The following is a 23,904-nucleotide window of genomic DNA, read 5'->3' as shown; positions in this document are numbered from 1 at the left end:
CCCAGTTATCCACAGGCACTATAGGCCGCGCCCTACACTTTGGGTAGAGGTGAATTCATGCCCCTACGCCTAGTGAGACAGATACGCCACGACCTGCCTCTGATGCGGGTGATCGCGATGCTCAAACAGATAGATGCCCTGCCATGTGCCAAGGGCCAACCGCCCCGCCAGCACCGGAATTCCAAGTGATACCGGCATCATAGCGGCCTTGATGTGGGCTGGCATGTCATCCGGACCCTCATAGGTGTGGGTCAGATACGACATGCTCGGGTCTGTTGTTGGCGGCACCAAACGCTGGAAAAACTGGCGCAGATCGGTTTGCACCTCCGGATCTGCGTTTTCCTGAACAAGCAGCGAGCACGACGTGTGGCGCACAAACAGCGTGAGCAAACCATCAGACTTGGTTTGAGCAGCGAGCCACGTTTGCACGTCACGGGTGAATTCGTACAAGCCTTGGCCTTGGGTGGAGATCGTGAAGGTGGTCATTGCGGCTCCAACATACCCCTATAGTGAACGATGAGCCCGCCGCTAGGCAGGCTGAGGCGCACATCAAAGACGAACCTGCCCTCTGCGTCGACCGTTTCCGTGGTTTCACTTACGGGCGTGATTATATGAGGGATCGGGAACATGCCAAAGGCGCGTCCTTTGGTGACAGGGAAATGCAGCGCCCCGTCGCTCACATGCAGGTCAAGGTTGAAGGTAAGAGGGCCGAACTGCTCCGTCACGCCCTGCCCGCGCGTGTAGCGAAGGGTTGAGCAAAAGCGCGTGCCGCCCATGTTGCGGGTCCAGACCTCGCTTTGGTCATCGGCTGCAATCTCCACCTCTGCCACGACCTGCCCGCCTTTCAGCGGAAACCGCCCTGCAAGTGCGGCCAGTTTTCCAAGCAAGGTTGTCGCGGTGCGGACCTCAGCCATCCCTTTGAAGCGTGAGACATAAGCGGGGCGATGCAGCTGCTGCACGGCGTTGGGGAGATCGTTGAACGCGGGGCCAAGGGCCTGTTCGAAAATTGGTATCAGATCGCGGTCGCGGCGCTCGAATACGGCGTGGATCGTGGCCAGCTGCGCCTCCGCCTCCGCGCGGCTGAAGGCGGCCAACGCCGGGCGCGCGCCAGGTTTGGCTTGCCCCGCCAAAAGCTGATCCAGCAAGATGGCCACGGGCTGCACGGGCGTTTTAGGGCCGTGCCCGTCGGGAATGATCATGTCCCACACCCGTTCCTGCCGCTGGGCACCTCTTGTGCCAAGCACCCGCACCCGCATGCCGCCCGCGTCAGAGCCAAATCCCGTGAACAGATTGGACAGCGTCAAGAGCGGTTTCGACAGCGGGTCCAGCGAGGAAATTCGCAGCGCAGGTACCAGATAGCGCAACACGCCCAGACTGCGGTGGAACAGACCCAACTCCAGCCCCGCGCGGGCGGTCACGGTGGCCGCGTTGAAATGGCGAGGAAACAGAGCGGCGTCGGGCGTGTTCACAAGTGCCGCAAGGCGCGATTTCAGTACGGTTGCGCCGACCTTTGGCGCAATGCGCTGGCTGTCCGCCCAGCCCATCGCGGTCCCTAAGCGCCCACCCCGCATCTGCGCGAAAGGCCGTCCGATCTGCCCCAAAATCGCCCGCATCACGGACAGGCCGCGCGGGGTTTTGTTACCGGGCAGGATTGACGTCTCGATCAAGTCAACCTCGTCCAGCCCCGCGCATAGATCCGCAGCAATTGCGGACGATAGCGCGGGCGTTGTGGAGGCCCCTGACCATGCGCACACGCCCTGCTCTTTGGCCAATGCGTCTAGTGCGCCGATCCCCGCCACGAAGGCCGCGCCGTCGGCGATGTCAAGATAATGCGCCCCTGCCCGTAGCACCTGTTTGGCAAACGCGTAGGGTGCCACGCCGTAGTTTTGGAACGGACCGGAACAGTCGATGACGGCGAAGGGGCGGAGCCGCGTCAATACGCCTTGCACCCCGGTGGCGTCGGTCCGGTCAAACGCGACGGCTTCTGCCCCGAGCTCCTGCGCCAAGGCGGTCAGGGTTGGAAGCCTGCGGCCTGCAACGATCAAGGACATATCCGTGCGCCGCGCAAGCTGGCGCGCCAAATGTCCGCCAAACAACCCAGTGGCCCCCACAAGCAGCACCGCCCTAGTCAAGGAACCGGCCTTGAATATCTGGCGTGGGGACGAGGCATGCGTCTGTTTTACCAAACACCGCATAACGGTTCTGCGCGATACGGTCGTAGAGCCAATCTGCGGTAGCACGTGGCAAAATTCGAACCACACCTGCAACGGACCAAATACCCCCCAACGCCTTCATAGCAGCCGCAAAGGCGTCCAGCTTGGTGTAGATGTGACCGTCTACGATAACCACGTTCGTGTCGTAGTCAGCAGACTTGAGGCCAAGGTGATCGTAGATCGCCTCCCCCAGATCGGACTGGGCTATGACAAACTGGAACTGCCTCCGGCGGTCGTGCTTCAGCATGAACCTGAGAAACCCCGAACAAAGGACACAGACCCCGTCGAAAATGACCACATCGGCGCCGTTCGTCAACGCGCTTACATGCGGATCGGGGGACAGATGTGCCATGGCTTCAGGCTAGAGGTCTGGCACAGCGATTGGCATGTGGGACGGTGTCGCACTCACTTGCAAGCGCCCCACGCGAAGGTTGAGTGGTCATAGCAGAGGCCTGCGGCCTCGCGCATCTCGAACAGCGCGTCGATATTCGTCTGCACACTGCCCGCATCGCACTGCACCGAGGCCACGGGGGACCCATCCTCGAACACGTCCACACCGCCGGAGATTGCAGGTGCTTCCGGATTGCGCGCAACGGAGCTGAAGGCCTCGTAACTGAACGCGCCATTGTGGAGCGTGACACTTTCCCAGATGGAGGAGCCCACGCCGGACCACGGGGTGACGTCTACATCAAGAATGGAGCGTATCAACTCTAGGTTGGGCGTCTGCCCCGACGTCCCAAAGCGATAAAGGACATGTGTTCCGTCGCTGCAGACATCAAGCGCCTTGTCCCCGTTCCCTGCTGTGCAAGATACAAGCGTTGTCATATTAGAGGCGCACCCCGCAAATGCAGTGGCGGGAAAGATGCAGAGCGCTGCAAAGAAAAGCTGGACGCGCATAGCTTTGTAACTCCGACGGATGGTCAGACTTTCCATGAAAGTCTGGGGCCAAATCCTCGTTGAGGATTTGATGTTACGATACCAAAAAGCGCCCCGAAGGGCGCTTTTGTTACTGATCGAGGAAACTGCGCAGCTTGCGCGACCGGCTCGGGTGCTTGAGCTTGCGCAGCGCTTTGGCCTCGATTTGGCGAATACGTTCGCGTGTCACGCTAAACTGCTGGCCCACTTCTTCAAGCGTGTGGTCAGTATTCATGCCGATACCGAAGCGCATGCGCAGCACACGCTCCTCACGCGGGGTCAACGACGATAGCACGCGGGTTGTGGTCTCTTTCAGGTTTTCCTGAATAGCGCTGTCTAGCGGCAGAACCGCGTTTTTATCTTCAATGAAATCACCGAGTTGCGAGTCTTCCTCGTCGCCGATTGGCGTCTCGAGAGAGATCGGCTCTTTCGCGATTTTCATGACCTTGCGTACTTTTTCCAGTGGCATTTGCAGCTTTTCGGCCAATTCTTCCGGTGTCGGCTCGCGACCGATTTCATGAAGCATCTGGCGGCCTGTCCGGACCAGCTTGTTGATCGTCTCGATCATGTGAACCGGAATACGGATCGTGCGGGCCTGGTCGGCGATGGAACGGGTGATCGCCTGACGGATCCACCATGTCGCATAGGTCGAGAATTTATAACCGCGCCGATATTCAAACTTATCCACGGCCTTCATCAGGCCAATGTTACCTTCTTGAATAAGGTCAAGGAATTGCAGACCACGGTTGGTGTATTTCTTGGCGATGGAAATCACGAGGCGCAGGTTGGCTTCGACCATTTCCTTCTTGGCCTGACGGGCCTCTTTCTCACCTTTTTGGACCTGCTGCACGATGCGGCGGAATTCGGTGATGTCGACGCCCACGTATTGGCCGACTTGTGCCATCTCGGCGCGCAGGTCTTCGACCTTCTCGCGGGACCGCTCCATCAGTGCGCTCCAGCCGCGACCGGTTTTTGCAACGATACGGTCAACCCAGCCAGGGTCCAGCTCGTAGCCGCGGTATTCATCGATGAATTCGCGACGGTTGATGCGGGCTTGGTCGGCCAGTTTCACCATGCTGGAGTCGATCGACATGATACGGCGGTTAATGCCGTAAAGCTGGTCGATCAGCGCCTCAATCCGGTTGTTGTGCAGGTGAAGCGAATTGACCATCTCAACGATCTCGGAACGCAGGTTCTGGTAGGCCTTCTCTTCTTTCTTCGAGAAGGTGTCATCGTGGTTGATGGTCGCCGAGATGCGCAAATCCTGCATGTCGGCCAGCTTCAGATAATTGTCGGCGATCAGGTCGAGGGTTTCGAGCACGCGCGGCTTCAGTGCGGCTTCCATCGCGGCGAGCGACATGTTGGCCTGCTCGTCTTCATCGTCCTCATCATCGTCGTCTTGCGCAATTGGGTTTCCGTCGGCGTCCAGCTCTTGCGCGGGTTCACCGGCCTTCTGCTCCGCACCGGCCACAGGGGCGGCGACCACGGCTTCGGTTTCTTCGCTGCCCTCTTCGAGGGTGTTGCCGAATGTGGTCTCAAGATCAATCACATCGCGCAGCAGAATGTCTTCGGACAAAAGCTCGTCGCGCCAGATGGTAATCGCCTGGAAAGTCAGCGGGCTTTCGCAAAGCCCCGCGATCATCGTGTTGCGGCCAGCCTCGATGCGTTTGGCGATGGCGATTTCGCCCTCGCGCGACAGCAGTTCAACGGAGCCCATTTCGCGCAGGTACATGCGCACGGGGTCGTCGGTGCGGTCCAGAACTTCCGTCGTAGAGGAGGAGAGCACCACTTCTTTTGCGGCGCTGTCGACTTCGACAATATCCTTGGAGCCGTCGTCTTCGGCTTCCTCTTCCTCAATGATGTTGATGCCCATTTCGGAGAGCATCGACATCACGTCTTCGATTTGCTCCGATGCGACCTGCTCCGGCGGCAAAACCTGATTGAGCTGGTCGTAAGTGATGTAGCCGCGCACACGCGCCTCGGCGATCATCTTTTTGACGGCGGCCTGGCTCATATCCAGGCCAGCTGCGGCATCCTCGCGCGCTTGCGTCTGATCGTCGGTATCTTTGGCCATGAAGTGCCTCCCAAAAAGCGCGTAAGGGTGATTCGCGCGAATCTACCCGAATCAATAGCGCGAATCAGAGTGATTCGCACGTCGGTTTATCTGTCGGGCCTATTGCCCCTTCTTCACCCAAATCTCACCGTCGATCAGCGACTGAAGATAGTCCGACATGGAGCCGCGATCTTCGCCCACGCCGCTGTCAGATATCCCCTTGCTGCGCAGGGACGCGTTGCGGGCTTCGGCAGCCTGCCCCACGCGCCAAGTCAGCGCCTCGTCGGCTACGCCGGCGAGGTCCTCGACGGCATCTTCGATTTCGCGTTGAACGCCCCGTCGGGCTTCTAGCTTGGCCAATTCTTCAGCCATGGTCATACGGGTGAGTTTCAAGTCGGCCCCTGCCCTAACAGCAGGCGCAATCTGCACATGGCTAAGCGACCAAAGCTTTTCAAGGGGCGCTGACCCTATCTCGGCGGCGAGAATATTTTTCAGGTGATCCGAGTCTGTTTCTTCGCTGTGGCGCAAAAGAGCCGCCAGAATTGCGCGGTGATCTTCGCCGTGCAAATCAAGTGTTTCCAAGTCGGACAGAAAATGTGTCAGCAACTCCGGATGGGCGATCAAAATGGCAAGGATCACGGCCTCGCGCATACGTTCTTCCACGTCGGTGCTTTGGGCCAGCAGAGAGTTTTTGGTCGAGGCCACGGCCACGCCTTTATCGGGAAATTTGCCCTTTCCCTTGCCTCCGCCCTTACCTGTCCAAGGCGCGCGGTCGCGGTTGGGCGTCCATTCACGTTCTTCGCGCGGCGCGGGGTTCAGGCCGAACAACTCAGCCCGCAAGCGCTTGATCTCATGGCCGTAATGGCTGCGCAGGTTACCGTCTGAGATTTTCTTCAGGGCCGCCCTCAGCGACACATCCAGTGCGGCGCGGCGTTCGGGGCTATCGAACACCTTACCGTCCGTTTCACGCTGCCACAGCAGGTGGACCAGTGGCTTGGAGTTTTCGACCAAGTCGCGCATGGCTTGCACACCATCGGCCTTGATCAGATCGTCGGGGTCCATGCCTTCGGGCAGGATACAAAACCGCAAGGACTGCCCCGCAGACAGCATAGGCAACGCCAGATCAATCAGGCGCATCGCGGCCCGCAAGCCAGCCGTGTCCCCATCGAGCGCGATAATCGGTTCGGGCGAAATCCGCCACAAGAGTTGCAGTTGCGTCTCGGTCACGGCAGTGCCGAGCGGCGCCACGGCGGAGGCCAGCCCCGCCGCCGACAGCGCGATGACGTCCATGTAGCCTTCGGCCACGATCAACGGCTCGCCTTTTCCCGCCGCCTCCCGTGCAGGGCCGTGGTTGTAGAGGCTGCGGCCTTTGTCGAACAATTCTGTCTCGGGGGAGTTCAAATATTTCGCATTGTCATTCGGGTCCATCGCACGGCCACCGAAGGCAATGCAGCGCTTTCGCGGATCACGGATCGGGAACATGATGCGGTTGCGGAATGTGTCGTAGGGCTTGCCGCCCTTGGTCGATGCTTTGGCGAGCCCCGCGGCGAGGATCAACTCCTCCGCGACGCCTTTGCCCGTGAGATGGTCCCACAGGTTTTGCCAACCTTCCGGCGCGAAGCCGATATCGAACTGGTCTTGCGTCTGCTGCGACAGCCCGCGCTTGTTGATGTAATCGCGCGCCGCGGAGCCTGCGCCGGACTTGAGTTGCAGGCGGTAGAACTGTGTCGCCTGCTCCATCACCTCGGCCAATTGGGTGCGGCGGTCAGACTTTTTCTGCGCTTGGGGGTCGCGGGCGGGCATGGTCATGCCAGCTTCCCGCGCCATGATTTCCACCGCCTCCATGAAGGAGACGTTTTCCGTTTCTTGAATAAAGCCCAACGCGTCGCCTTTGGCCTGACAGCCGAAGCAATAATAGTAGCCCTTGCGGTCATCCACGTGGAAGCTGGCGGATTTTTCCTGATGGAACGGGCACGGTGCCCACATGTCGCCTTTGCCCGGATTGGACTTACGCTGATCCCACATGACCTTGCGCCCTACCACCTGAGTGATGGAGGTGCGTTCGCGCAATTCGTCTAAAAATCCGGGTGGTAGGCTCATAGACCAGAATATCGGGCCACGCGCCGCCAGAGTCCAGTGACGTCGATTAATAAACGTGGGGATTAATCGGGCAAAGTTGCTTGCGCAGTGACCGACCGCATGGCCGTTTGCAGATCATGCACCAATGTCTTGGCGAATGCGCGGAACACCATCAGCGTGACCCCGCCCTTCCGCTTCACGATGATCGCGGACATGTGGCCGACGAGTGACCGCGCAACGTCCCCATGTTCCATCGACGCGATGTCGAGCGGGCATAGCCGCGCCATGACGTGATCTGTGTTTTCGCCCGTCAGTGCGACTGTGCACCACGCGTCGGATTGATCGGTGATCGCGGCGGGCAACGGCGGCGGCTTCGCACCGATCAGGAAATACTGCCCGCGTGCTGCCCATAGGATTTCCACGCCGTCCTCAGATTTTGAGCCGCCCACATTCGGCAAACCAAGTCCAACAGCTTTCTTTAAGGCTGTGGACACGTGCGCCCCCTTAAAGGGGGCTATGGAATATATCTGCGTCACGGGCTGTTCGCTCAGTGTCGACGCGCCGACGGTGACGGGTAGCAGCCCCGCTGCGGGCGATTTTGCGACGAGATCAATCACGGGCTTTGCTCCCTTCTGGGTCTAAAAACACGGGATGGCATATCTCCACCCGCGTGGTGACTTGGCGCATGTGGTCGACAAGTTTCAACACCTCGCCGTGGCGTTCGCGTCCGTTCTTTAAGAAGCCCAAGCCGATCATCCCCAACTCCGGCGAGAAGGCGACGGAGGTGGTGTAACCTTGCTGCGTCTCACGGATAGGGTCGTCCTCTACCGCGAAGAGGAACGCGCCTGCGTTCAGCTCTTTCACCGCGCCGACGGGTTTGAGGCCCACGAGTTCCTCCCTATCCTCCAGCAAGCCGGGGCGTTGCGCTGCTGTCTTGCCGATGAAGTCTTTCCCTTCCGACATCATCGCGCCCATCCCGATATCCCCCGCCGTCACGCGCCCGTCGATTTCAGAGTGGGTGAGGAAGCCTTTCTCGACACGCATAACGTTGAGGGCCTCCATCCCGTAGGCGCCGCCGCCGAGCGCGTCCGCTTTATCCAGCACCCCCTTGAACAGGCTTTCGCCGTAGCGTGCCGGCACGGCCAGCTCATACGCATGCTCCCCCGAGAAGGAGATGCGAAACAGGCGCGCCTTGATGCCGCCAACGGACACCTCCCCGCAGCCCATGAACGGCAAATCGGGCGGTTCATCCAGCACCTGCGCCAACAAATCGCGGGACTTTGGCCCCGCGACGGCGAACTGCGCCCATTGCTCTGTGACGGAAATAAACTGCACATCAAGATCGGGGCGTAAGCATTGGGACACAAACTCCAAATGCCGCATCACCTGCCCCGCCGCCGCCGTTGTCGTGGTCATCACATAGTGGTTTGTCGCGATACAGGCAGTGGTTCCATCATCCATCACATACCCGTCCTCGCGCAACATAAGGCCATAACGGACTTTTCCGGGCTTCAGCGTAGAAAACGTGTTTATGTACAGAAAATCGAGAAATGCGCCCGCGTCAGGCCCCTGAATGTCGATTTTTCCCAAGGTGGACACATCCGCGACCCCCACTGCGGAGCGCACCATAGCGACCTCACGGTCGCAAGACTGTCGCCAATGGCCTTCCCCGTCCTTGGGAAAATAGCTGGGGCGATACCACAGGCCTGCCTCTATCATCGGGGCGTTCATATCGCGCGAAATCTTGTCGCTGGTGGTGAAGCGTTGGGGCGCAAAACCCGCGCCCTGCCCGTGCGCCCCCATCGCTGCAATGGCGACTGGCGTGTAGGGCGGGCGGTAAGTGGTGGTGCCCGTCTCCGCGATCCCGCGACCAGTGGCATCTGCCAGCACGGCCAAGGCGTTGACGTTGCTGTTCTTGCCTTGGTCTGGTGCCATGCCTTGCGTGGTGTAGCGCTTCATGTGCTCGACGGATTTGAAGTTCTCCTGCGCGGCAAGCTTCACGTCCTTGACAGTCACATCGTTCTGGAAATCGAGCCATGCACGGCCCTTGCAGGGGACCATCCAGAGCGGTCGGATCCGCGTCTGCAAAGCGTCGGCTTTCGGTATGGCGGGTGCGCGGGCCTCGAGGCCTAGGGCCTTCAACACTTCGCGCGCGCGAAATACTCCCGATTTGAGGCACCCGTGGGTGGAAAACGTGCCGCCCGCCGCACCAGCGACCTCCATACCCGGCACCATGTTTGGGGTGGGGATAAATGCCGCGATATTTTCGTTCCACTGCGGGCGGCCGTTCATGTGGCAGGCCAGATGTACTGTAGGGTTGTAGCCGCCCGAGACGCCCAGACAATCAGCCATGACATCGCCCGCACCCGTGATGGTGACGGCCTCCACCCGCTTGCGGCCTTTGACGTTGGTGACATGCGCGCCCTTGTAGATCGGGAAGTCACCAGTGATGTCCGCATCCGCGCGGCTGTCGACGTAGGCCGCGATGTGAATGCCAGCGGCCGCCAGATCGTGGGCCGTGCGGAACGTGTCGTCGTTATTGCCGAACAGCACCACGCGCTTCCCTGCCGCGACGCCGTAACGGTTGAGATAACCGCGCAAAGCACTCGCCATTATTACCCCAGGACGGTCGTTGTTCTGAAACGCGATCGGGCGTTCCATCGCGCCAGCCGCGTAGACGCAACCACGGGCGGTGATGCGCCAGAATGTCTCTAAGGGGGCATCACCAGACTGCGCGACATGATGCGACACCCGCTCCACTGCTGCGTAGGTGCCGCCGTCATAGGCGCCGGTTATTGTCGTGCGTTTCATCAGGCGAACGTTGTCCATCTCGCGCAGTTTCGCGATCTGCTCTGCCGCCCAGATGTGGCCTGACGTGCCGCCGACGTCGTAGGTTTCTGAGTTAAGGCGACCGCCGAAGATGAAATCCTCTTCTGCCAAGATCACCTGCGCGCCTGCCTCTGCGGCGGTCAGTGCCGCCATAAGGCCGGCGGGGCCAGAGCCGATCACCAGTACGTCGCAAAAGGCGAAGGCCTTCTCGTAGCGGTCGGAGTTATTGGCCATCGACAACCGCCCAAGGCCAGCGGCACGGCGGATGATCGGCTCGTAGAGTTTTTCCCAGAAGGCTTTCGGCCACATGAAGGTTTTGTAGTAGAAACCGGCACTTAGAAACGGCGAAAGCAGATCGTTGAGTTCCAGCAAATCCCAGTCGAGGGAGCCAAGGTGGTTTTGCGACCGGATATCGAGGCCGTTTACGAGTTCTTGACCTGTGAGCCGTAGGTTCGGGGTGATCTGGTCGCCTTGGTGCAGCTCTACCAAGCCGTTCGGATCTTGGGTGCCGTCCGACATGATGCCGCGCGGGCGGTGGTATTTGAAGGAGCGCCCTACAAGATGCACGTTATTTGCAAGGAGCGTTGAGGCGAGCGTGTCGCCTTTGAAACCAGAATAGGAGTTGCCGTCGAAAGTGAAACTGCGCCTTTGGGTGCGGTCGATCAGGCCTTTGGTATCGTGCCTCATTTTGCCACCTCACTGGCGAGTGTGACACTGTGGATTTCATGGGTCGTGGCGTTGCGTTCCACCACCAGCCAGCTGGAGCAACCGGACTCGTGGTGCCACAGGTCTTTTGTCACGCCCGCGGGATTTTCGCGGATGTGGAGGTATTTGTGGATCCCGTCCAGATCGCCCTCGGCGGGACGGTTCAGATAGTCGGCAGCACCGAGGTAGTAGAATTCGCGCCGGTCACGGTCGCCGCAAATGGGGCAGTTGATACGCATATCTGTTCCTCAGTGCAGATTGTGTTGAGAGCCGGTGCCCTCTTCGTCCATCAGGCCGTGGCCTGTTCGGAACCGATCAAAGGTGTGCTTCTTGGCGACCTCGTGGGGTGCGTCCTCGGCCATCAGATGTGCCATACACCAGCCGGACGCGGGCACGGCCTTGAAGCCGCCGTAACACCAGCCGCAATCCATATAGAGGCCGTCGACCTTGGTGCGGTCTATGATGAAAGAGCCGTCAGGCGTCATGTCCATGATGCCGCCCCAAGAACGCAGCACCTTGGCCTTGCCCAATGCGGGGACAAGGGACATTCCGGCCTCCATGACATGCTCCATCATCGGCAGGTTACCGCGTTGGGCATAGGAGGCGTAGAAATCCAGATCCCCGCCGAAGACCAAACCGCCTTTGTCCGACTGGCTGAGGTAGAAGTGGCCCATACCGAAGCTGACCACATGGTCGACGGTTGGTTTCAGACCCTCGGTGACGAAGGCTTGCAGGATATGAGATTCGATGGGGACGTCGACGCCGGCCATCGCCGCAACTTGGGAAGAGCGGCCCGCGACAACGATGCCGACCCGATTGGCGCGGATAGCCCCGCGCGTCGTTTCAACGCCTTGGACTTTGCCGTCCCGCACGTCGATGCCCGTGACCTCGCATTGCTGGATCAGGTCCACCCCGAGGCGATCTGCTGCGTGGGCATAGCCCCACGCCACCGCGTCATGGCGGGCCGTGCCGCCACGCGGGTGGTATAATCCGCCGTAGACGGGAAAGCGGTGGTTGTCGAAATCGAGATACGGCAGGTGCTTACGCACGCCGTCGCGGTCCAGCAGGATCGCGTCGTCGCCTTGGTTGCACATCATGTTGCCGCGCCGCGCGAAGGCGTCACGCTGACCGTCAGTATGGAACAGGTTAATCAACCCACGGGCGGAATGCATCGTGTTGAAGTTGAGCTCCTGCTCCATGTTTTCCCACAGTTTGAGGGAATGGGAGTAAAATTCCGAATTGCCCGGCAGGAAGTAGTTGGCACGCACAATGGTGGTGTTGCGGCCCACGTTGCCGCCGCCGATATACCCACGCTCCAGCACCGCTATATTTGTGATGCCGTGATTTTTCGCCAGATAGTAGGCCGTGGCAAGACCGTGGCCACCGCCACCAATGATGATCACGTCATAGTCCGACTTCGGCTCCGGATCGCGCCAAACCGGGCGCCAGCCCTTGTTACCGGTCAGCCCCTCTTTAAGGACTTGGAAGGCATTGTAGCCCATGCGTCTCTCCCACGACTATTGTGGGTAGAGAAACAGCAAAACGGGCAGAGCGAAAGGCCCTGCCCGAGATGGATCTGGTTTACGCGAGAAATTCGCCGTGGCCGCGCTAGCAGCTTGGCAGATTCACGCCGTCGTCCCAAGTGAGGCAAGACGCGAAACGTGGCGACGTCACAACGAAGTTTTCGAACACGCGGTGATTCCAGCCAACGTTGAAGGCGGGGTTATAGTCGGTGAACGACTCCACCAAGATTACCGTGTCGGCAATCGCCATGATCGGAATGCGGTTTCTGAAAGAAGAAACCCTGACCTTATCATTGTCTAGGACCGGTAACTTTTCCTTAGTGGAGTGGCTCCACAGCACGCGGTGCTTTTTGCCGTTCCACGTCAGGCTGGTCACTCGGATAGCGGAGGTCCCCGACGTATAGGCAAGTGAGTCGTAGAGATCTTGCAGTTTGTCGATGTATTCCGCGTCCGCTGCCGTCACACGGCGCGACAGGATATCGCCAATTGTGTAGGTCGCCTTCAGCGCAGTGTTGCGGTTCTTGAACCCGTCAAAGAAGACAAACCCGCCGACAAACCAAGCCAGCAGCAGCGGCGTGATCAACACGGCCTCAACCGTTACTGACGCCTTCGTATCACGGCAAAATTGCGCAACCGGACGCATGGCTTTGTGTAAAACATACTTCAATTTACTGGCTCCACAGAAATAGCCGACGACGCCATCATATAAAGCTTGTTGTCAGAGCTGTTGCGGATGAGGAAGTCGCCGAACGCCATCGTTGGGAACAGCGGCTCCATCGCCATACAGCCGCGAATGAACAGAACGTCGTTGGCCTCACCGGTGCTGAATTCACGCACGGGATCAATCTCGATCGGCTCATCGTGGCAGTCGGCATCATTGTAGCCGAACGTCCAAGACTCGTCCGCGTCCAAACGGTGCATTTCCAACCGCAGGTCATCCATGCAGTGGTTTCGCAGAATAACCGTTTGCGAGCACAGCAATGTCTTCACCTGAAGCGGCGTAAAGTTACGATTTTCCGACAGGCGGATTTGGCGCACGGTCACATCCAAGGCCCGGTCAAACATCATGTAGCGGGTCATGATCATGGCCAGCTCAAAGATGGACAGGAAGGCCAGAATGAAGATCGGGAAGATGATCGCGAACTCGACCGCCGCATTGCCATCCTCGCGGCCCATGATCCGCCGCCAAAGGCGGAGCATGCGCGAACGCTTGTTAGGATTGCTCATCGGATCAACCTCAACTGGTTAATGGTGCGGGCAACGGCGCCGAATGCCGCGTTGATCTCAATCCCATCCACCGCGTAGTAATGGCTGTCCGACGTCGCGCAATTGCTCATCACGTTTGAGGCCGTCGTGTTGTCGTTGATCTCGAAGCCGATACTAAAGATGACGATGCCTTGCTCGCGCGATGCGGCGCAGACTTTTCTCAGGCGGCGATCTGCATCCGTAGAATCGTGATCCTCATAGTAGTATTTGTAATGGTCACTGCGGCGCACATAGTTGTTCAAGTAGTACCACAACGTGTATTTGGCCCAGTGGCTGTACTCGGAAGACGAGTTGTAGGCCCAGGTGGCGATGCGGTCTTGGTCCACATTCATTCCGTCAGTCATCAACACGATAACCTTTACGGTTTCCTCATCGTCGTAGGACGCAGGGCGGCCCTCAAACACAGGGTCGACCTCCCCCGCTTGGATCAGCGATGTCACCGTGGTGCGCATGGATGGGTCCAGCAAGGCCGCCGCCCATTTCATTGCGTAATGGATGCCCGTCGCCGTCCGCGGACGGTAGGAGTTAATAACCGACGTTAAATCACTATTGCTGTTGCGGAACGGCTTGATTTCCTCGGTCGATTTGTTTGAGCACCATGGGTTCTGGATACGGTAGTTAGCCCAAGACCCGTAGTAGGCGCTGGAGTACTCGTAGTGCTGCGCTTGGCGGTACTGCTTCGCAAAATCCAGCGGCACAGTCTCGAAGTCAGTCTCATCAAACTCAACGCAGTAGGAATAGTTGTGGACTTGGTTCACATTCAGCCTGTCGAACAACTTTTCGCCGGCGTTGGTCTGGCCAGTGTAGGGCACGACAGAAATCGACACCAAGTCCTTGGTGTCCGGCGTGATCAGCGTATCGACGAATTCGTTCGCTGCGTGCTGCATGTTTTCAAGCTTATCGTTGTCATCCATCGATCCGGAAATATCGAGCACCAGAGAGATTTCGACGTTGTTGATACGCTCTTCCGCGGCACCGCCTGCGGGGGCGTTGATCGTTTCGATCCCAACCATGTTCAGAAACATGCTGTCTACGTCACTGGAGGCGTCGGCCGTCACGGTGCGGTAGTTAATTCCCTCTTTAACATCGACAGTCAGATTGTAGTTTTCCAAGCCCGACTTGGCAAAATAGTCTTCCACAACCGCTTTCGGGTCGAGGGTTTGATCGAGGTCAGCCGCGGCAAGCACTGCACGGTCAAGCGTTGCTTGCAAACGCGAGCGCATGTTTTCATGACGCATAAAATCAATCGCCATCCCCGTCGCCACCAACACCATAATAAAGATGGTGAGGCCGAAGATGATCATCGTGCCGTTTTCTTCACGTGCGAACCCACGCGAGCGGCCAACAAGCCGCTGCTTGATCTGCGCCAGCAGACCGGATGTATCGCTCGCAAAAACCGCGACGTCTTTCTTACCGTTACGCTTGTCACTCATGACTGACCTTCCCTGACGCACGCACGCGCCGATGTCACCGGACGCAATTCGTCCAATCGCCAATAGGCCCCAGCATCATGGCCATAATTTGGCAAAATAGGGCGGGAATGCGGCATTTAATAAGTGTTTTCAGCAACTTTTGGAAGGTTTCTCAGGTATTGTTCCTGCGTCATGGTCAATAGCCAGCGTTATGGACGGAATCAGTAATAGAACCGTTAACCCTCCAATTATGACTTACGTTCGCGCAAATCTCGTTCTAGGCTGAGTTTGCAAGCTGCTTAAAAAATAAGCGATTTGTTAAGGTCCGACATGCCAGAAGGTATCCCATGAGCACACATAACGAACCGTCTTTCAGAGAATCTGTAGAGTTAATGTTCAATCGGGCGGTCAGCCTGATGGACCTGCCACCGGGGTTGGAAAACAAAATCCGCGTTTGCAACGCGACCTACACAGTTCGCTTCGGCGTGCGGCTGCGCGGGCAAATCCACACGTTCACCGGCTACCGCGCTGTACATTCCGAACATATGGAACCGGTTAAAGGCGGCATCAGGTTTGCCCCGAACGTGCATCAGGACGAGGTCGAAGCCCTTGCCGCGCTGATGACGTTCAAATGCGCGTTGGTGGAAACACCGTTTGGCGGCTCGAAAGGTGGTTTGTGCATTGACCCGCGCGAATGGGACGAACATGAGCTGGAACAGATCACCCGACGCTTTGCCTACGAGCTGGCCAAGCGGGACTTGATCCACCCCAGTCAAAACGTGCCCGCCCCAGACATGGGCACCGGCGAGCGTGAGATGGCTTGGATTGCCGATCAATACGCCCGGATGAACACGACCGACATTAACGCGCGGGCCTGTGTGACGGGTAAACCGTTGAACGCGGGCGGCATTGCTGGCCGTGTGGAGGCTACTGGGCGCGGCGTTCAATACGCGCTTCAAGAGTTTTTTCGTTACCCCGAAGACATCGCAATCGCGGGTCTGGAGGGCACACTTAGCGGCAAGCGGATCATCGTCCAAGGCCTTGGGAACGTGGGCTACCACGCCGCCAAGTTCCTGTCTGAGGAAGATGGCGCGAAGATCGTGGGCATCATCGAGCGTGACGGCGCGCTGACGAATGACGCGGGCCTCAACATTGAGGCCGTTCACGCGTGGATTGGTGAGAATGGCGGCGTCAAAGGCTGCCCTGAGGGTGAGTTTGTCGAGGATGGCCCCAAAGTATTGGAAGCTGACTGCGACATCATGATCCCAGCCGCCTTGGAAGGCGTGATCAACCTGAGCAATGCGGAGCGTGTGAAGGCCCCCTTGATCATCGAGGCCGCGAACGGACCAATTACTGCCGGTGCGGACGAGATCCTTCGTAAAAAAGGCTGCGTGATTATCCCGGATCTCTACGCCAACGCGGGCGGTGTTACGGTATCCTACTTCGAGTGGGTCAAAAACCTGAGCCACATCCGCTTTGGCCGCATGGGCAAACGCCAAGAAGAGGCGCAGCATCTCCTGCTCATCAACGAGCTAGAGCGGCTGTCCGCTGACAAAGAACTGGGCTGGGAGTTGAGCCCCGACTTCAAGGCGCGGTTCTTGCGCGGTGCGGGGGAGATTGAACTCGTCCGCTCTGGCTTGGAAGACACGATGCGTACCGCCTATCAAGCGATGCGGGCCGTTTGGCACGCGCGTGACGACGTCCATGACCTGCGGATCGCGGCCTACCTTGTGGCGATCGACCGCATCTCTAGCAGCTACCGTGCAAAGGGGCTGTAGATAAACCAAGGTGGGGCGCCGCTGCGCCCCGCCTTCCCACGACGGCCCGTTACCTCAGGCTATCGAGGTCGACCAACCCGTCGCGCGCGGCGATCATTGCGGCCAATGTATCGGCCATCATCTTGCCCTCCGCGCCTGACGTCAGCCCGCCAACACCCACGCGCTTGCCAAGACGCCACCACAGGCCAGGTGCCCAAGCCTTTGGGTACGCAACTTTGAGTGTGACCAAGAAGCCGTTTGACGGCTTGAACGCAAAGAAGCTGCGGTCAACCTTGTGCACGTCTTCCATCCGGAAAATCACGCGACCGTCGGACAGGCGCAACTCCTGCTCGGTCAGTTCTATCATGTGACCTGTGACATCCCACATCCGGTACCCGCCATAGATCGACGCGGCGCCTAGAATGATCAGCAAGAACACCAGATGCAGCCCTTCGGGCGGTTGGGTCACAACCAGATAAAGAAGCAACCCGCCCAACGCATACAGCACGACAGTGCCGAACAGGCGGCGCGGGGCCGACGGAATAAGCCCTACGATCACTTCAGAGCTTTGATCATTGTCGTTACGTGTCATCAAACTACTTTCCTTACTGCCCACCCCGCTTAGCGCGGCAGGCAGATCGGCGCTAGCCCTCACCCCCGATTTGGTACGACCTCGTGGCCCACGGCCTCCGGCTCATCGTCGCGCATCTCCGCTGGGAAACCGGGCGCCGTGACGCGAAGCCCTGTTGCATCCTCCAACCGCCGGATAATATTGGGCGACAGTTCTCGCGCGCCATAGCGCTCGATGCCGTCCTTGAAAATCTGGACCATCAGCGGGTTCATTTCCAACGGCACGCCAGCCCGATCCGCCACCTCCTGAAACAGGCCGATGTCTTTCAGCACCAAGTCCATCGTGAAAGAGATGTCACGCGATCCGTTTAAGATGACCTGACTTTCGGTCTCATGAACGAATGAGGTGCCGGACGACATTTTGATGGCCTCGTAAGCCACGCCCAAATCCATGCCCGCCCCCTTGGCCACGGTTAACGCCTCGCTGCAGGAAATTAGGTTCGCGGTCGCCAGATAGTTGGTCACCACCTTCAGGACGGAGGCCGAGCCCAAAGCACCCGTGTGCAGAACCCGCCGACCCATTGTCGTTAACACCGACAACACCCGCTCGAAGGTTGCGCGGTCGCAGCCCGCAAAAATGGAGATGTTGCCCGTATCCGCGCGGTGACAACCGCCCGAAACGGGGCAATCGACTGCCGCCCCGCCAGCGGCCTGCACCTTTGCCCCAAGCCGCTTGACCTCCGCCTCGTCGGTGGTCGACATCTCCAGCCATATTTTTCCGGTTGTCATGGCTTGCAGTAAGCCGTCGTCGCCTTCCACCACTGCGGCAGAAATCTTTGGGTGCGGCAGGCATGTGATGACGATGTCGCAGTCGGCCATCATGGCACGCGGCGTCGTGCCCGCCGTAGCCCCCTTGGCCACAGCACCTGCGACCAGCTCTGCGTTGAGGTCGTGAACCGTGAGGTCGTAGCCGTTTCGCAGTAATGAACCAGACAGCTTGCCGCCGACATTTCCCAATCCGATAAACCCGATACGCATGATTTGCCTCACCTGTTGTACCGGTTCAGCGTGGAAGTCAGCGCCCGACCCGTCTATCCCAAAGCCGACACGGGCGCGACATCACCTTTATCAAGCTTGCGCCCTAAAGGTATCCGCGCCAGCGCAGCAGGGCGACCGCGGCCGCGCCGATCAGCACGATCTGTATGATCAGCGTCGCCAGAAACCCGAAGATCCGCTTTGCCTTCATCGCTTTGGCATCAATTGCATCAAGGTGGGTCAGGCAAGTGTTATAGGCGGCGCTGACCTGTTGCGGGTCGAGCCGTAGGCGCATCTTCGGGTCTTGTGCCATGCGTTCGGCGTTGACCAGTTCCATCGCAGCCTGCCGCACACGGCGGGGCAAGCCGCGCCCTGCCCACTGTACTCGCGCCTCTAGTGAGCTGCCTCTTGCGCCCAGTTTCTCGCGCAGCAAAGCCGAAATGCGCTCTGCCAATTGTTCTACGACGACTTTTTCCATGCGCTCTCTTAGCCCACTTTCGCAGGCGACGGGAAGCTGCTACGGCTCGGTCTATGCTTAACTATACAACATTTGGCACGGCTGGTGCCGCCAAGCCTCTGTTGATCGCCCACGGGCTGTTCGGCTCTGCGCGCAATTGGGGCGTTATCGCCAAGCGCCTGTCGGATCGCGGGCAGGTCATCGCCGTCGACATGCGCAACCATGCGCACAGCTTTTGGGATGATGACCACAGCTATCCGGCCCTTGCCGGTGATCTGGCGCAAGTGATCGAGGAAATTGGCGGGCCGATGGATGTGCTTGGCCACTCCATGGGGGGCAAAACGGCGATGGTGCTGGCGGCGACGCGCCCTGACTTGGTGCATAAGCTGATCGTCGCGGATATCGCGCCAGTGGGATACAGCCACACGCAAATGGGCCCGATTGAGGCGATGCGCCGTGTGGATTTCACGCACGTGGAGCGCCGCTCCGACGTGCTGGAGCAGTTAACGGGCCTAGAGGCTGGCGTGCCTGAGTTCATCGCCCAATCCGTCGATATTGCGGGCAAGGCGTGGCGTCTGAACCTTGATGTTCTTGCTGCCGAGATGGAGAAAACCATCGGGTTTCCACAGGTCCAAGGGCAATTCGACGGGGCGGTGTTGTTCCTCTCCGGCGCGAACTCCGACTACGTGAAGCCCGAGCACCGGAGCCTGATCAAACCGCTGTTCCCCAACGCGAAATACGCCAAGATACCCGGTGCGGGGCATTGGCTCCATGCGGAGAAGCCCCGCGAATTCGAGGCGGCGGTGCGGGTGTTCTTGGACAGCTAGACGATTTTCGCGGTGATCTGTTTGGCCAGCCACCATGTGGCGGGGATGGACAGCACAAAGCCCACGGCCGCCGCGACCACAATCGGCATCCATGTGTCATAGCCCATGGTTAACACCGCGATCACGGCAATGCCCGCCAAGGTGGTGGAGGTCATCGAGAAGAGGATTGCGGCAAGACGGAACATGATCAGGGACTCCTTGGTCGTGGTTACGCCTGCGTCTATAGCGCGCGCGGGTCGGTGAAACATTGATCTGGGTCATGTGCGGCGGCGGGTTCGCGCCAAGCCCCGTTCCGCCGCTGGAACTCCCCCGCGAGGCGCGCTAAAATGCGTGAAACCATGAACCAAGAGGGCCTCACAGATGACCACGCGACTAACGATGATTTGCCTTGCGGCGATGCTTGCGCTGGCAGGCTGCGAGACGGTTGACGGCATCGGCCAAGACGTCAGCGGAGCGGCGCGGGCGGTGAAACGGGCGTTGTGATTGAGGGGTGGTAATCTAGCGTTTTCCGCCAATCCACCAGACTGCTATCCTCAGATACGGCACCTTTACTGAAGCCCAGTCGATGTAGTTCCCCTGGAACTACATCGACTGGGCTTCATACGTCAAGAGATTTTCCAGTGATTTTGCCCTATCGACGATCTGAAACAATTCGTCAACGCGGCTCCTTATCTGCCTAAAGGCAGATAAGGAGCCGCGTTGACCTTGTCAATCTATAATTTTTAATTGCCTCTTAACGTTTCTGAGCCTATGTGAGAGATAGGCCTAGCCTACGAGGTCATCGTTATGATGGCTGAAAGAACCCAGCTTACGAGCTGGGTTTTTTATTTGTCGAAGCAATAGTACTTAATACCAAGGCTGTTTTTTTCGGCTTCTGATATCATGTTATCAACTAGCTTCTCATCTTCGCTTAGCCTTTTGTAAGGTCGGCATTCTGAATTGTAGCCTCCCATGCATAATGGCCATAAATAAAGATCAGCGAGTTGCATCAACGGAGATGACTTCGCTTTCGTTCTGAATTCGTATAGCGAGTGCGCTAGATCAACTGTAGATGATGGTGCGTATTTTTTGGACGTTTCTTTAGCAAAGGGCATCCCTTGCTCCCGCATTTCGATGAAGTATTCCTTTATCAACCTGTCTGTCTTTTTGTCAGCCCGTTCGATGTAAACTCTCAGCTTTGCATCGTTAGTCGATGCTATCTTCGCAGCGCGTTCAACGCATATGTTGAAAGCGGACTTACACAACAACCAGCGCTTATCTTCATCGTACTTTTTCAAGTACCTTGCGTTGTAGCCAGGCCTATCAATAACGCACGCCATACCGTGAACCGGAATGTCACGCATCAAACAGTACAGCTCCTCATAGAAGCGCGACTGTTCTCTCGTCTCGAGTGTTCTAATGAACGCAAAATTACTTGCCCGCGCCCTTATCTCAGAAGAATGCAGCGGAACCTCAAGTGACCACTTTTCGCAAAACACTCTATGGTTTTGACGAATCATTTTCTCTTTATCCTCGTCAAATAGGATACCTCCGAGAGCAAACCAATCATAACCGTGCTCAGCTTGTCGTCCCACCTTACGTGTGGGGTGCCGAGCACCTGAATCGTCTAAACATAAAATGTAAGTTTTGGGCAAACTTGTTCTCAATTATCCATTTTCAGCGCCGAAATGAACGCTTCCTGAGGGATATCAACTTTACCGAACTGGCGCATCTTTTTCTTACCGGCCTTCTGCTTCTCCAACAGCTTCTTCTTACGCGATGCGTCGCCGCCGTAGCATTTGGCGGTCACGTCTTTGCGCATAGCAGCGAGGGTTTCGCGGGCGATGATGCGGCCACCGATGGCGGCTTGGATCGGGATTTTGAACATGTGGCGCGGGATCAGGTCTTTGAGTTTTTCGACCATGGCGCGGCCACGGGCCTCCGCACGGTCGTGGTGAACCATGATGGACAGCGCGTCCACCGGCTCGTCGTTCACAAGGATCTGCATCTTGACCAGACGGTCCTCGCGGTAACCGGTCATCTGGTAATCGAAGGACGCGTAACCCTTTGTTACCGATTTCAGGCGATCATAGAAGTCGAACACAACTTCATTGAGAGGCAAATCATACACCACCATCGCGCGGGTGCCCGCGTAGGTCAGATCCTCTTGGATGCCACGGCGGTCTTGGCACAGCTTCAGCACGTCGCCCAGATACTCGTCCGGCACGAGGATCGTCGCCTTGATGCGCGGCTCCTCCAGATGGTCCACATGGGTCAGGTCGGGCATGTCGGCGGGGTTGTGCAGGTCGATCTTCTCACCGTCGCGCATATAGACGTGGTAAATCACCGAGGGCGCGGTGGTGATCAGGTCAATGTCATATTCGCGCTCGATCCGGTCGCGGATCACCTCTAGGTGCAGCAGACCCAAGAACCCGCAACGAAAGCCGAAGCCCAGCGCGGCGGAGGTTTCCATCTCGTAGCTAAAGCTCGCGTCATTCAGTGCCAGCTTCTCGATGGCGTCGCGCAGGTCCTCGAACTGGGAGCTGTCCACGGGGAACAGGCCACAGAAGACCACGGGCTGGGACGGCTTGAAGCCAGGCAGCGCGTCGGTCGTGCCCTTCTTCTCGTGGGTAATCGTGTCGCCCACACGGGTGTCGCGCACCTGTTTGATGGAGGCGGTCAGGAAGCCAAGCTCCCCCGGCCCCAGCTCCGCGATTTCGGTCAGGGCGGGTTTGAACACACCGATCCGGTCAACGTGGTGGGTGGAGCCGTTGGAGAGCATCTTGATCCGCTCCCCCTTCTTCAACACGCCATCAATGATGCGTACCAGCACGATCACACCGAGGTAGCTGTCGTACCAGCTGTCCACCAGCATCGCCTTAAGCGGTGCATCGCGCGTGCCAGACGGCGCGGGCAAACGGGTGACAATGGCTTCCAGCGTCTCGTGAATCCCCTGCCCCGTTTTCGCGGAGACCTGAATAGCGCCGGACGCGTCGATGCCGATGACGTCCTCGATCTGCTCTGCCACGCGGTCACAGTCGGCGGCGGGCAGGTCGATCTTGTTCAGGACCGGCACGATCTCATGATCGGCGTCAATCGCGTGGTAGACGTTGGCCAAGGTTTGCGCCTCGACGCCCTGACTGGAATCGACGACCAGCAAAGACCCCTCCACCGCGCGCATGGACCGCGACACCTCATAGGCGAAATCCACGTGGCCCGGCGTGTCGATCAGGTTAAGGACATAGGCCTCCCCGTCGTCGGCGATGTAGTCAATCCGCACGGTCTGCGCCTTGATGGTGATGCCCCGTTCACGCTCGATATCCATGCTGTCGAGCATCTGCTCTTTCATGTCGCGCGCAGCAACAGTGTTCGTCTCTTGGATGAGGCGATCAGCAAGGGTCGATTTACCGTGGTCGATGTGGGCCACGATGGAGAAGTTGCGGATTTTTGAAAGCTCGGTCATGCGTAGGGATATGCGTTGGAAATAAGGGTTGGTCAATGGGTCGCGTCGCGGTTGGGCAGGCAAATCGCGCAATAGGGTGGCGCAGGTATCAAAGGGGTATCCGGCCCGCCGCTGGTTGCCGCCGCGCCATACGATGCATCACGCGTGGTATCCACAGAATCAGGCGCGGCAAATTCGTGGCAAGAATGTGGCGGCGGTTGCGATAGCCGAAACAATGATGCCTCAAATAGCGGTTTTATTCACCCCTCGCACTAGATGTAGCCCGTAACCTCCTGAAAAGTGGCAAAAACTTGACGACACTGTGTCGTTAAGGAAAGGTTAACGCCTCTGTTCTGCTGCCCTTCCAAAGGAAGTAATTATGTACCGTTTTGCACTTGTAAGCCTCTGCCTCACCACCGCCGCTCCGGCCTTTGCGGGCGACCAGTCTCTGTACCCGCATCACCACGCTGCCACCCGCATCGTCGGCAGCTACACCACCCCGATCAACTACCGCCCGCACAACCCAGCGGGCAGCAACATCGGCGTGGGTTTTGTCGAGAGCGAGATCGTGCGCTCCCCGGGATATAACGCCGCCGACACCAAAGCTCTTCCGCGAACCAATTCTGGCGCGGGGTCCATTGCGGACGACGGCCCCGTCACCGAGATCTTCGTGGAAAACCTGCCCGCGCTGAACGGCACTTATGCGCCGCGCCACGTCATGATCGGCTCCAACCTGCCGCGCAACTAAAGCTTCCATACTCCGAAATTGTGATCGCCGTGGAGATTGATATCTCTGCGGCGTTTGCCCTATATTGCTCCAAATATACAGAGCGCGCACCGCA

23 protein-coding genes are annotated in these 23,904 nt (G+C 58.4%); 4 read left to right on the top strand and 19 right to left on the bottom strand.

Annotated elements, in window-relative coordinates; translation table 11 throughout:
* Positions 1-69: 69 nt before the first annotated feature.
* The 13 genes from BLW66_RS01490 to BLW66_RS01430 all read right to left on the bottom strand — a co-directional run bounded on the left by BLW66_RS01490 (position 70) and on the right by BLW66_RS01430 (position 15,016).
* Positions 70-486, bottom strand: a complete 417-nt coding sequence (locus BLW66_RS01490) for a secondary thiamine-phosphate synthase enzyme YjbQ (protein ID WP_089943924.1) — start codon at positions 484-486, stop codon at positions 70-72.
* Entirely contained in the window at positions 483-2,132 is a 1,650-nt protein-coding gene (locus BLW66_RS01485; RefSeq protein ID WP_170833363.1) for a saccharopine dehydrogenase family protein, read from the bottom strand. Before BLW66_RS01485 ends, BLW66_RS01490 begins: the two co-directional genes overlap by 4 nt.
* Complete coding sequence (locus BLW66_RS01480; RefSeq protein ID WP_089945613.1) at positions 2,125-2,565, bottom strand: thiol-disulfide oxidoreductase DCC family protein; 441 nt, start codon at positions 2,563-2,565, stop codon at positions 2,125-2,127. Before BLW66_RS01480 ends, BLW66_RS01485 begins: the two co-directional genes overlap by 8 nt.
* Before the next feature lie 53 nt (positions 2,566-2,618).
* On the bottom strand, positions 2,619-3,038 hold the full coding sequence (locus tag BLW66_RS01475) for a hypothetical protein (RefSeq protein WP_139254504.1): 420 nt from the start codon (positions 3,036-3,038) through the stop codon (positions 2,619-2,621).
* Positions 3,039-3,219: 181 nt separating this feature from the next.
* On the bottom strand, positions 3,220-5,202 hold the full coding sequence (rpoD, locus tag BLW66_RS01470) for an RNA polymerase sigma factor RpoD (RefSeq protein WP_089943915.1): 1,983 nt from the start codon (positions 5,200-5,202) through the stop codon (positions 3,220-3,222).
* Between the two features lie 99 nt (positions 5,203-5,301).
* Positions 5,302-7,281, bottom strand: a complete 1,980-nt coding sequence (gene dnaG, locus BLW66_RS01465; protein ID WP_089943912.1) for a DNA primase — start codon at positions 7,279-7,281, stop codon at positions 5,302-5,304.
* 62 nt (positions 7,282-7,343) lie between these two features.
* Positions 7,344-7,877, bottom strand: a complete 534-nt coding sequence (locus BLW66_RS01460) for a sarcosine oxidase subunit gamma (RefSeq protein WP_089943909.1) — start codon at positions 7,875-7,877, stop codon at positions 7,344-7,346.
* Complete coding sequence (locus tag BLW66_RS01455; protein ID WP_089943906.1) at positions 7,870-10,776, bottom strand: sarcosine oxidase subunit alpha family protein; 2,907 nt, start codon at positions 10,774-10,776, stop codon at positions 7,870-7,872. Before BLW66_RS01455 ends, BLW66_RS01460 begins: the two co-directional genes overlap by 8 nt.
* The gene (locus BLW66_RS01450; protein ID WP_089943903.1) at positions 10,773-11,033 is read right to left on the bottom strand and encodes a sarcosine oxidase subunit delta; all 261 of its coding nucleotides are present in this window, start codon (positions 11,031-11,033) and stop codon (positions 10,773-10,775) included. Before BLW66_RS01450 ends, BLW66_RS01455 begins: the two co-directional genes overlap by 4 nt.
* Before the next feature lie 9 nt (positions 11,034-11,042).
* Entirely contained in the window at positions 11,043-12,296 is a 1,254-nt protein-coding gene (locus BLW66_RS01445) for a sarcosine oxidase subunit beta family protein (RefSeq protein WP_089943900.1), read from the bottom strand.
* A gap of 106 nt (positions 12,297-12,402) precedes the next feature.
* Positions 12,403-12,984: a TadE/TadG family type IV pilus assembly protein gene (locus BLW66_RS01440; protein ID WP_139254503.1), complete on the bottom strand. Its 582-nt coding sequence runs from the start codon at positions 12,982-12,984 to the stop codon at positions 12,403-12,405.
* Entirely contained in the window at positions 12,981-13,544 is a 564-nt protein-coding gene (locus BLW66_RS01435) for a TadE/TadG family type IV pilus assembly protein (RefSeq protein ID WP_089943894.1), read from the bottom strand. Before BLW66_RS01435 ends, BLW66_RS01440 begins: the two co-directional genes overlap by 4 nt.
* A complete protein-coding gene (locus tag BLW66_RS01430; RefSeq protein WP_089943891.1) occupies positions 13,541-15,016 on the bottom strand; it encodes a TadE/TadG family type IV pilus assembly protein in 1,476 nt (491 codons plus the stop codon). The genes BLW66_RS01435 and BLW66_RS01430 overlap by 4 nt, the downstream gene beginning before the upstream one ends.
* Positions 15,017-15,342: 326 nt before the next feature.
* Between BLW66_RS01430 and BLW66_RS01425 the strand changes: the two genes are divergently transcribed.
* Positions 15,343-16,773 carry a Glu/Leu/Phe/Val family dehydrogenase gene (locus BLW66_RS01425; protein ID WP_089943889.1) on the top strand — a complete coding sequence of 477 codons (1,431 nt, stop codon included), beginning with the start codon at positions 15,343-15,345 and terminating at the stop codon, positions 16,771-16,773.
* Between the two features lie 49 nt (positions 16,774-16,822).
* Here the strand turns inward: BLW66_RS01425 and BLW66_RS01420 are convergent, their stop codons facing one another.
* From BLW66_RS01420 to BLW66_RS01410, 3 genes are all read right to left on the bottom strand, one after another.
* Positions 16,823-17,344: a hypothetical protein gene (locus BLW66_RS01420; protein WP_244508525.1), complete on the bottom strand. Its 522-nt coding sequence runs from the start codon at positions 17,342-17,344 to the stop codon at positions 16,823-16,825.
* Between the two features lie 59 nt (positions 17,345-17,403).
* Positions 17,404-18,360, bottom strand: a complete 957-nt coding sequence (locus BLW66_RS01415) for an NAD(P)-dependent oxidoreductase (RefSeq protein WP_089943885.1) — start codon at positions 18,358-18,360, stop codon at positions 17,404-17,406.
* 103 nt (positions 18,361-18,463) lie between these two features.
* The gene (locus BLW66_RS01410; protein ID WP_089943882.1) at positions 18,464-18,835 is read right to left on the bottom strand and encodes a hypothetical protein; all 372 of its coding nucleotides are present in this window, start codon (positions 18,833-18,835) and stop codon (positions 18,464-18,466) included.
* A 53-nt stretch (positions 18,836-18,888) separates the two neighbouring features.
* Between BLW66_RS01410 and BLW66_RS01405 the strand changes: the two genes are divergently transcribed.
* On the top strand, positions 18,889-19,641 hold the full coding sequence (locus tag BLW66_RS01405) for an alpha/beta fold hydrolase (protein WP_089943879.1): 753 nt from the start codon (positions 18,889-18,891) through the stop codon (positions 19,639-19,641).
* On the opposite strand, the gene BLW66_RS01400 is transcribed toward BLW66_RS01405, so the two are convergent.
* Positions 19,638-19,889 carry a CTP synthetase gene (locus BLW66_RS01400; RefSeq protein ID WP_342027808.1) on the bottom strand — a complete coding sequence of 84 codons (252 nt, stop codon included), beginning with the start codon at positions 19,887-19,889 and terminating at the stop codon, positions 19,638-19,640. The genes BLW66_RS01405 and BLW66_RS01400 overlap by 4 nt on opposite strands.
* A gap of 112 nt (positions 19,890-20,001) precedes the next feature.
* On the opposite strand from BLW66_RS01400, the gene BLW66_RS18010 reads away from it, so the two are divergent.
* Positions 20,002-20,124 carry an entericidin EcnA/B family protein gene (locus BLW66_RS18010; RefSeq protein WP_244508524.1) on the top strand — a complete coding sequence of 41 codons (123 nt, stop codon included), beginning with the start codon at positions 20,002-20,004 and terminating at the stop codon, positions 20,122-20,124.
* Positions 20,125-20,465: 341 nt separating this feature from the next.
* On the opposite strand, the gene BLW66_RS01395 is transcribed toward BLW66_RS18010, so the two are convergent.
* Together BLW66_RS01395 and lepA are read right to left on the bottom strand one after the other, a co-directional pair.
* On the bottom strand, positions 20,466-21,275 hold the full coding sequence (locus BLW66_RS01395) for a DUF3800 domain-containing protein (RefSeq protein WP_280140658.1): 810 nt from the start codon (positions 21,273-21,275) through the stop codon (positions 20,466-20,468).
* 8 nt (positions 21,276-21,283) lie between these two features.
* A complete protein-coding gene (gene lepA / locus BLW66_RS01390; RefSeq protein WP_089943870.1) occupies positions 21,284-23,083 on the bottom strand; it encodes a translation elongation factor 4 in 1,800 nt (599 codons plus the stop codon).
* A 358-nt stretch (positions 23,084-23,441) separates the two neighbouring features.
* Here lepA and BLW66_RS01385 point away from each other — a divergent pair, with 358 nt between their 5' ends.
* A complete protein-coding gene (locus BLW66_RS01385; protein WP_089943867.1) occupies positions 23,442-23,810 on the top strand; it encodes a hypothetical protein in 369 nt (122 codons plus the stop codon).
* The last annotated feature ends 94 nt before the right edge of the window (positions 23,811-23,904 follow it).

Source organism: Litoreibacter albidus (assembly GCF_900107015.1).
Lineage (GTDB): Bacteria > Pseudomonadota > Alphaproteobacteria > Rhodobacterales > Rhodobacteraceae > Litoreibacter > Litoreibacter albidus.
The sequence above is the reverse complement of the archived record's forward strand: the minus strand, read 5'-3'. Positions and strand labels throughout refer to the sequence as shown.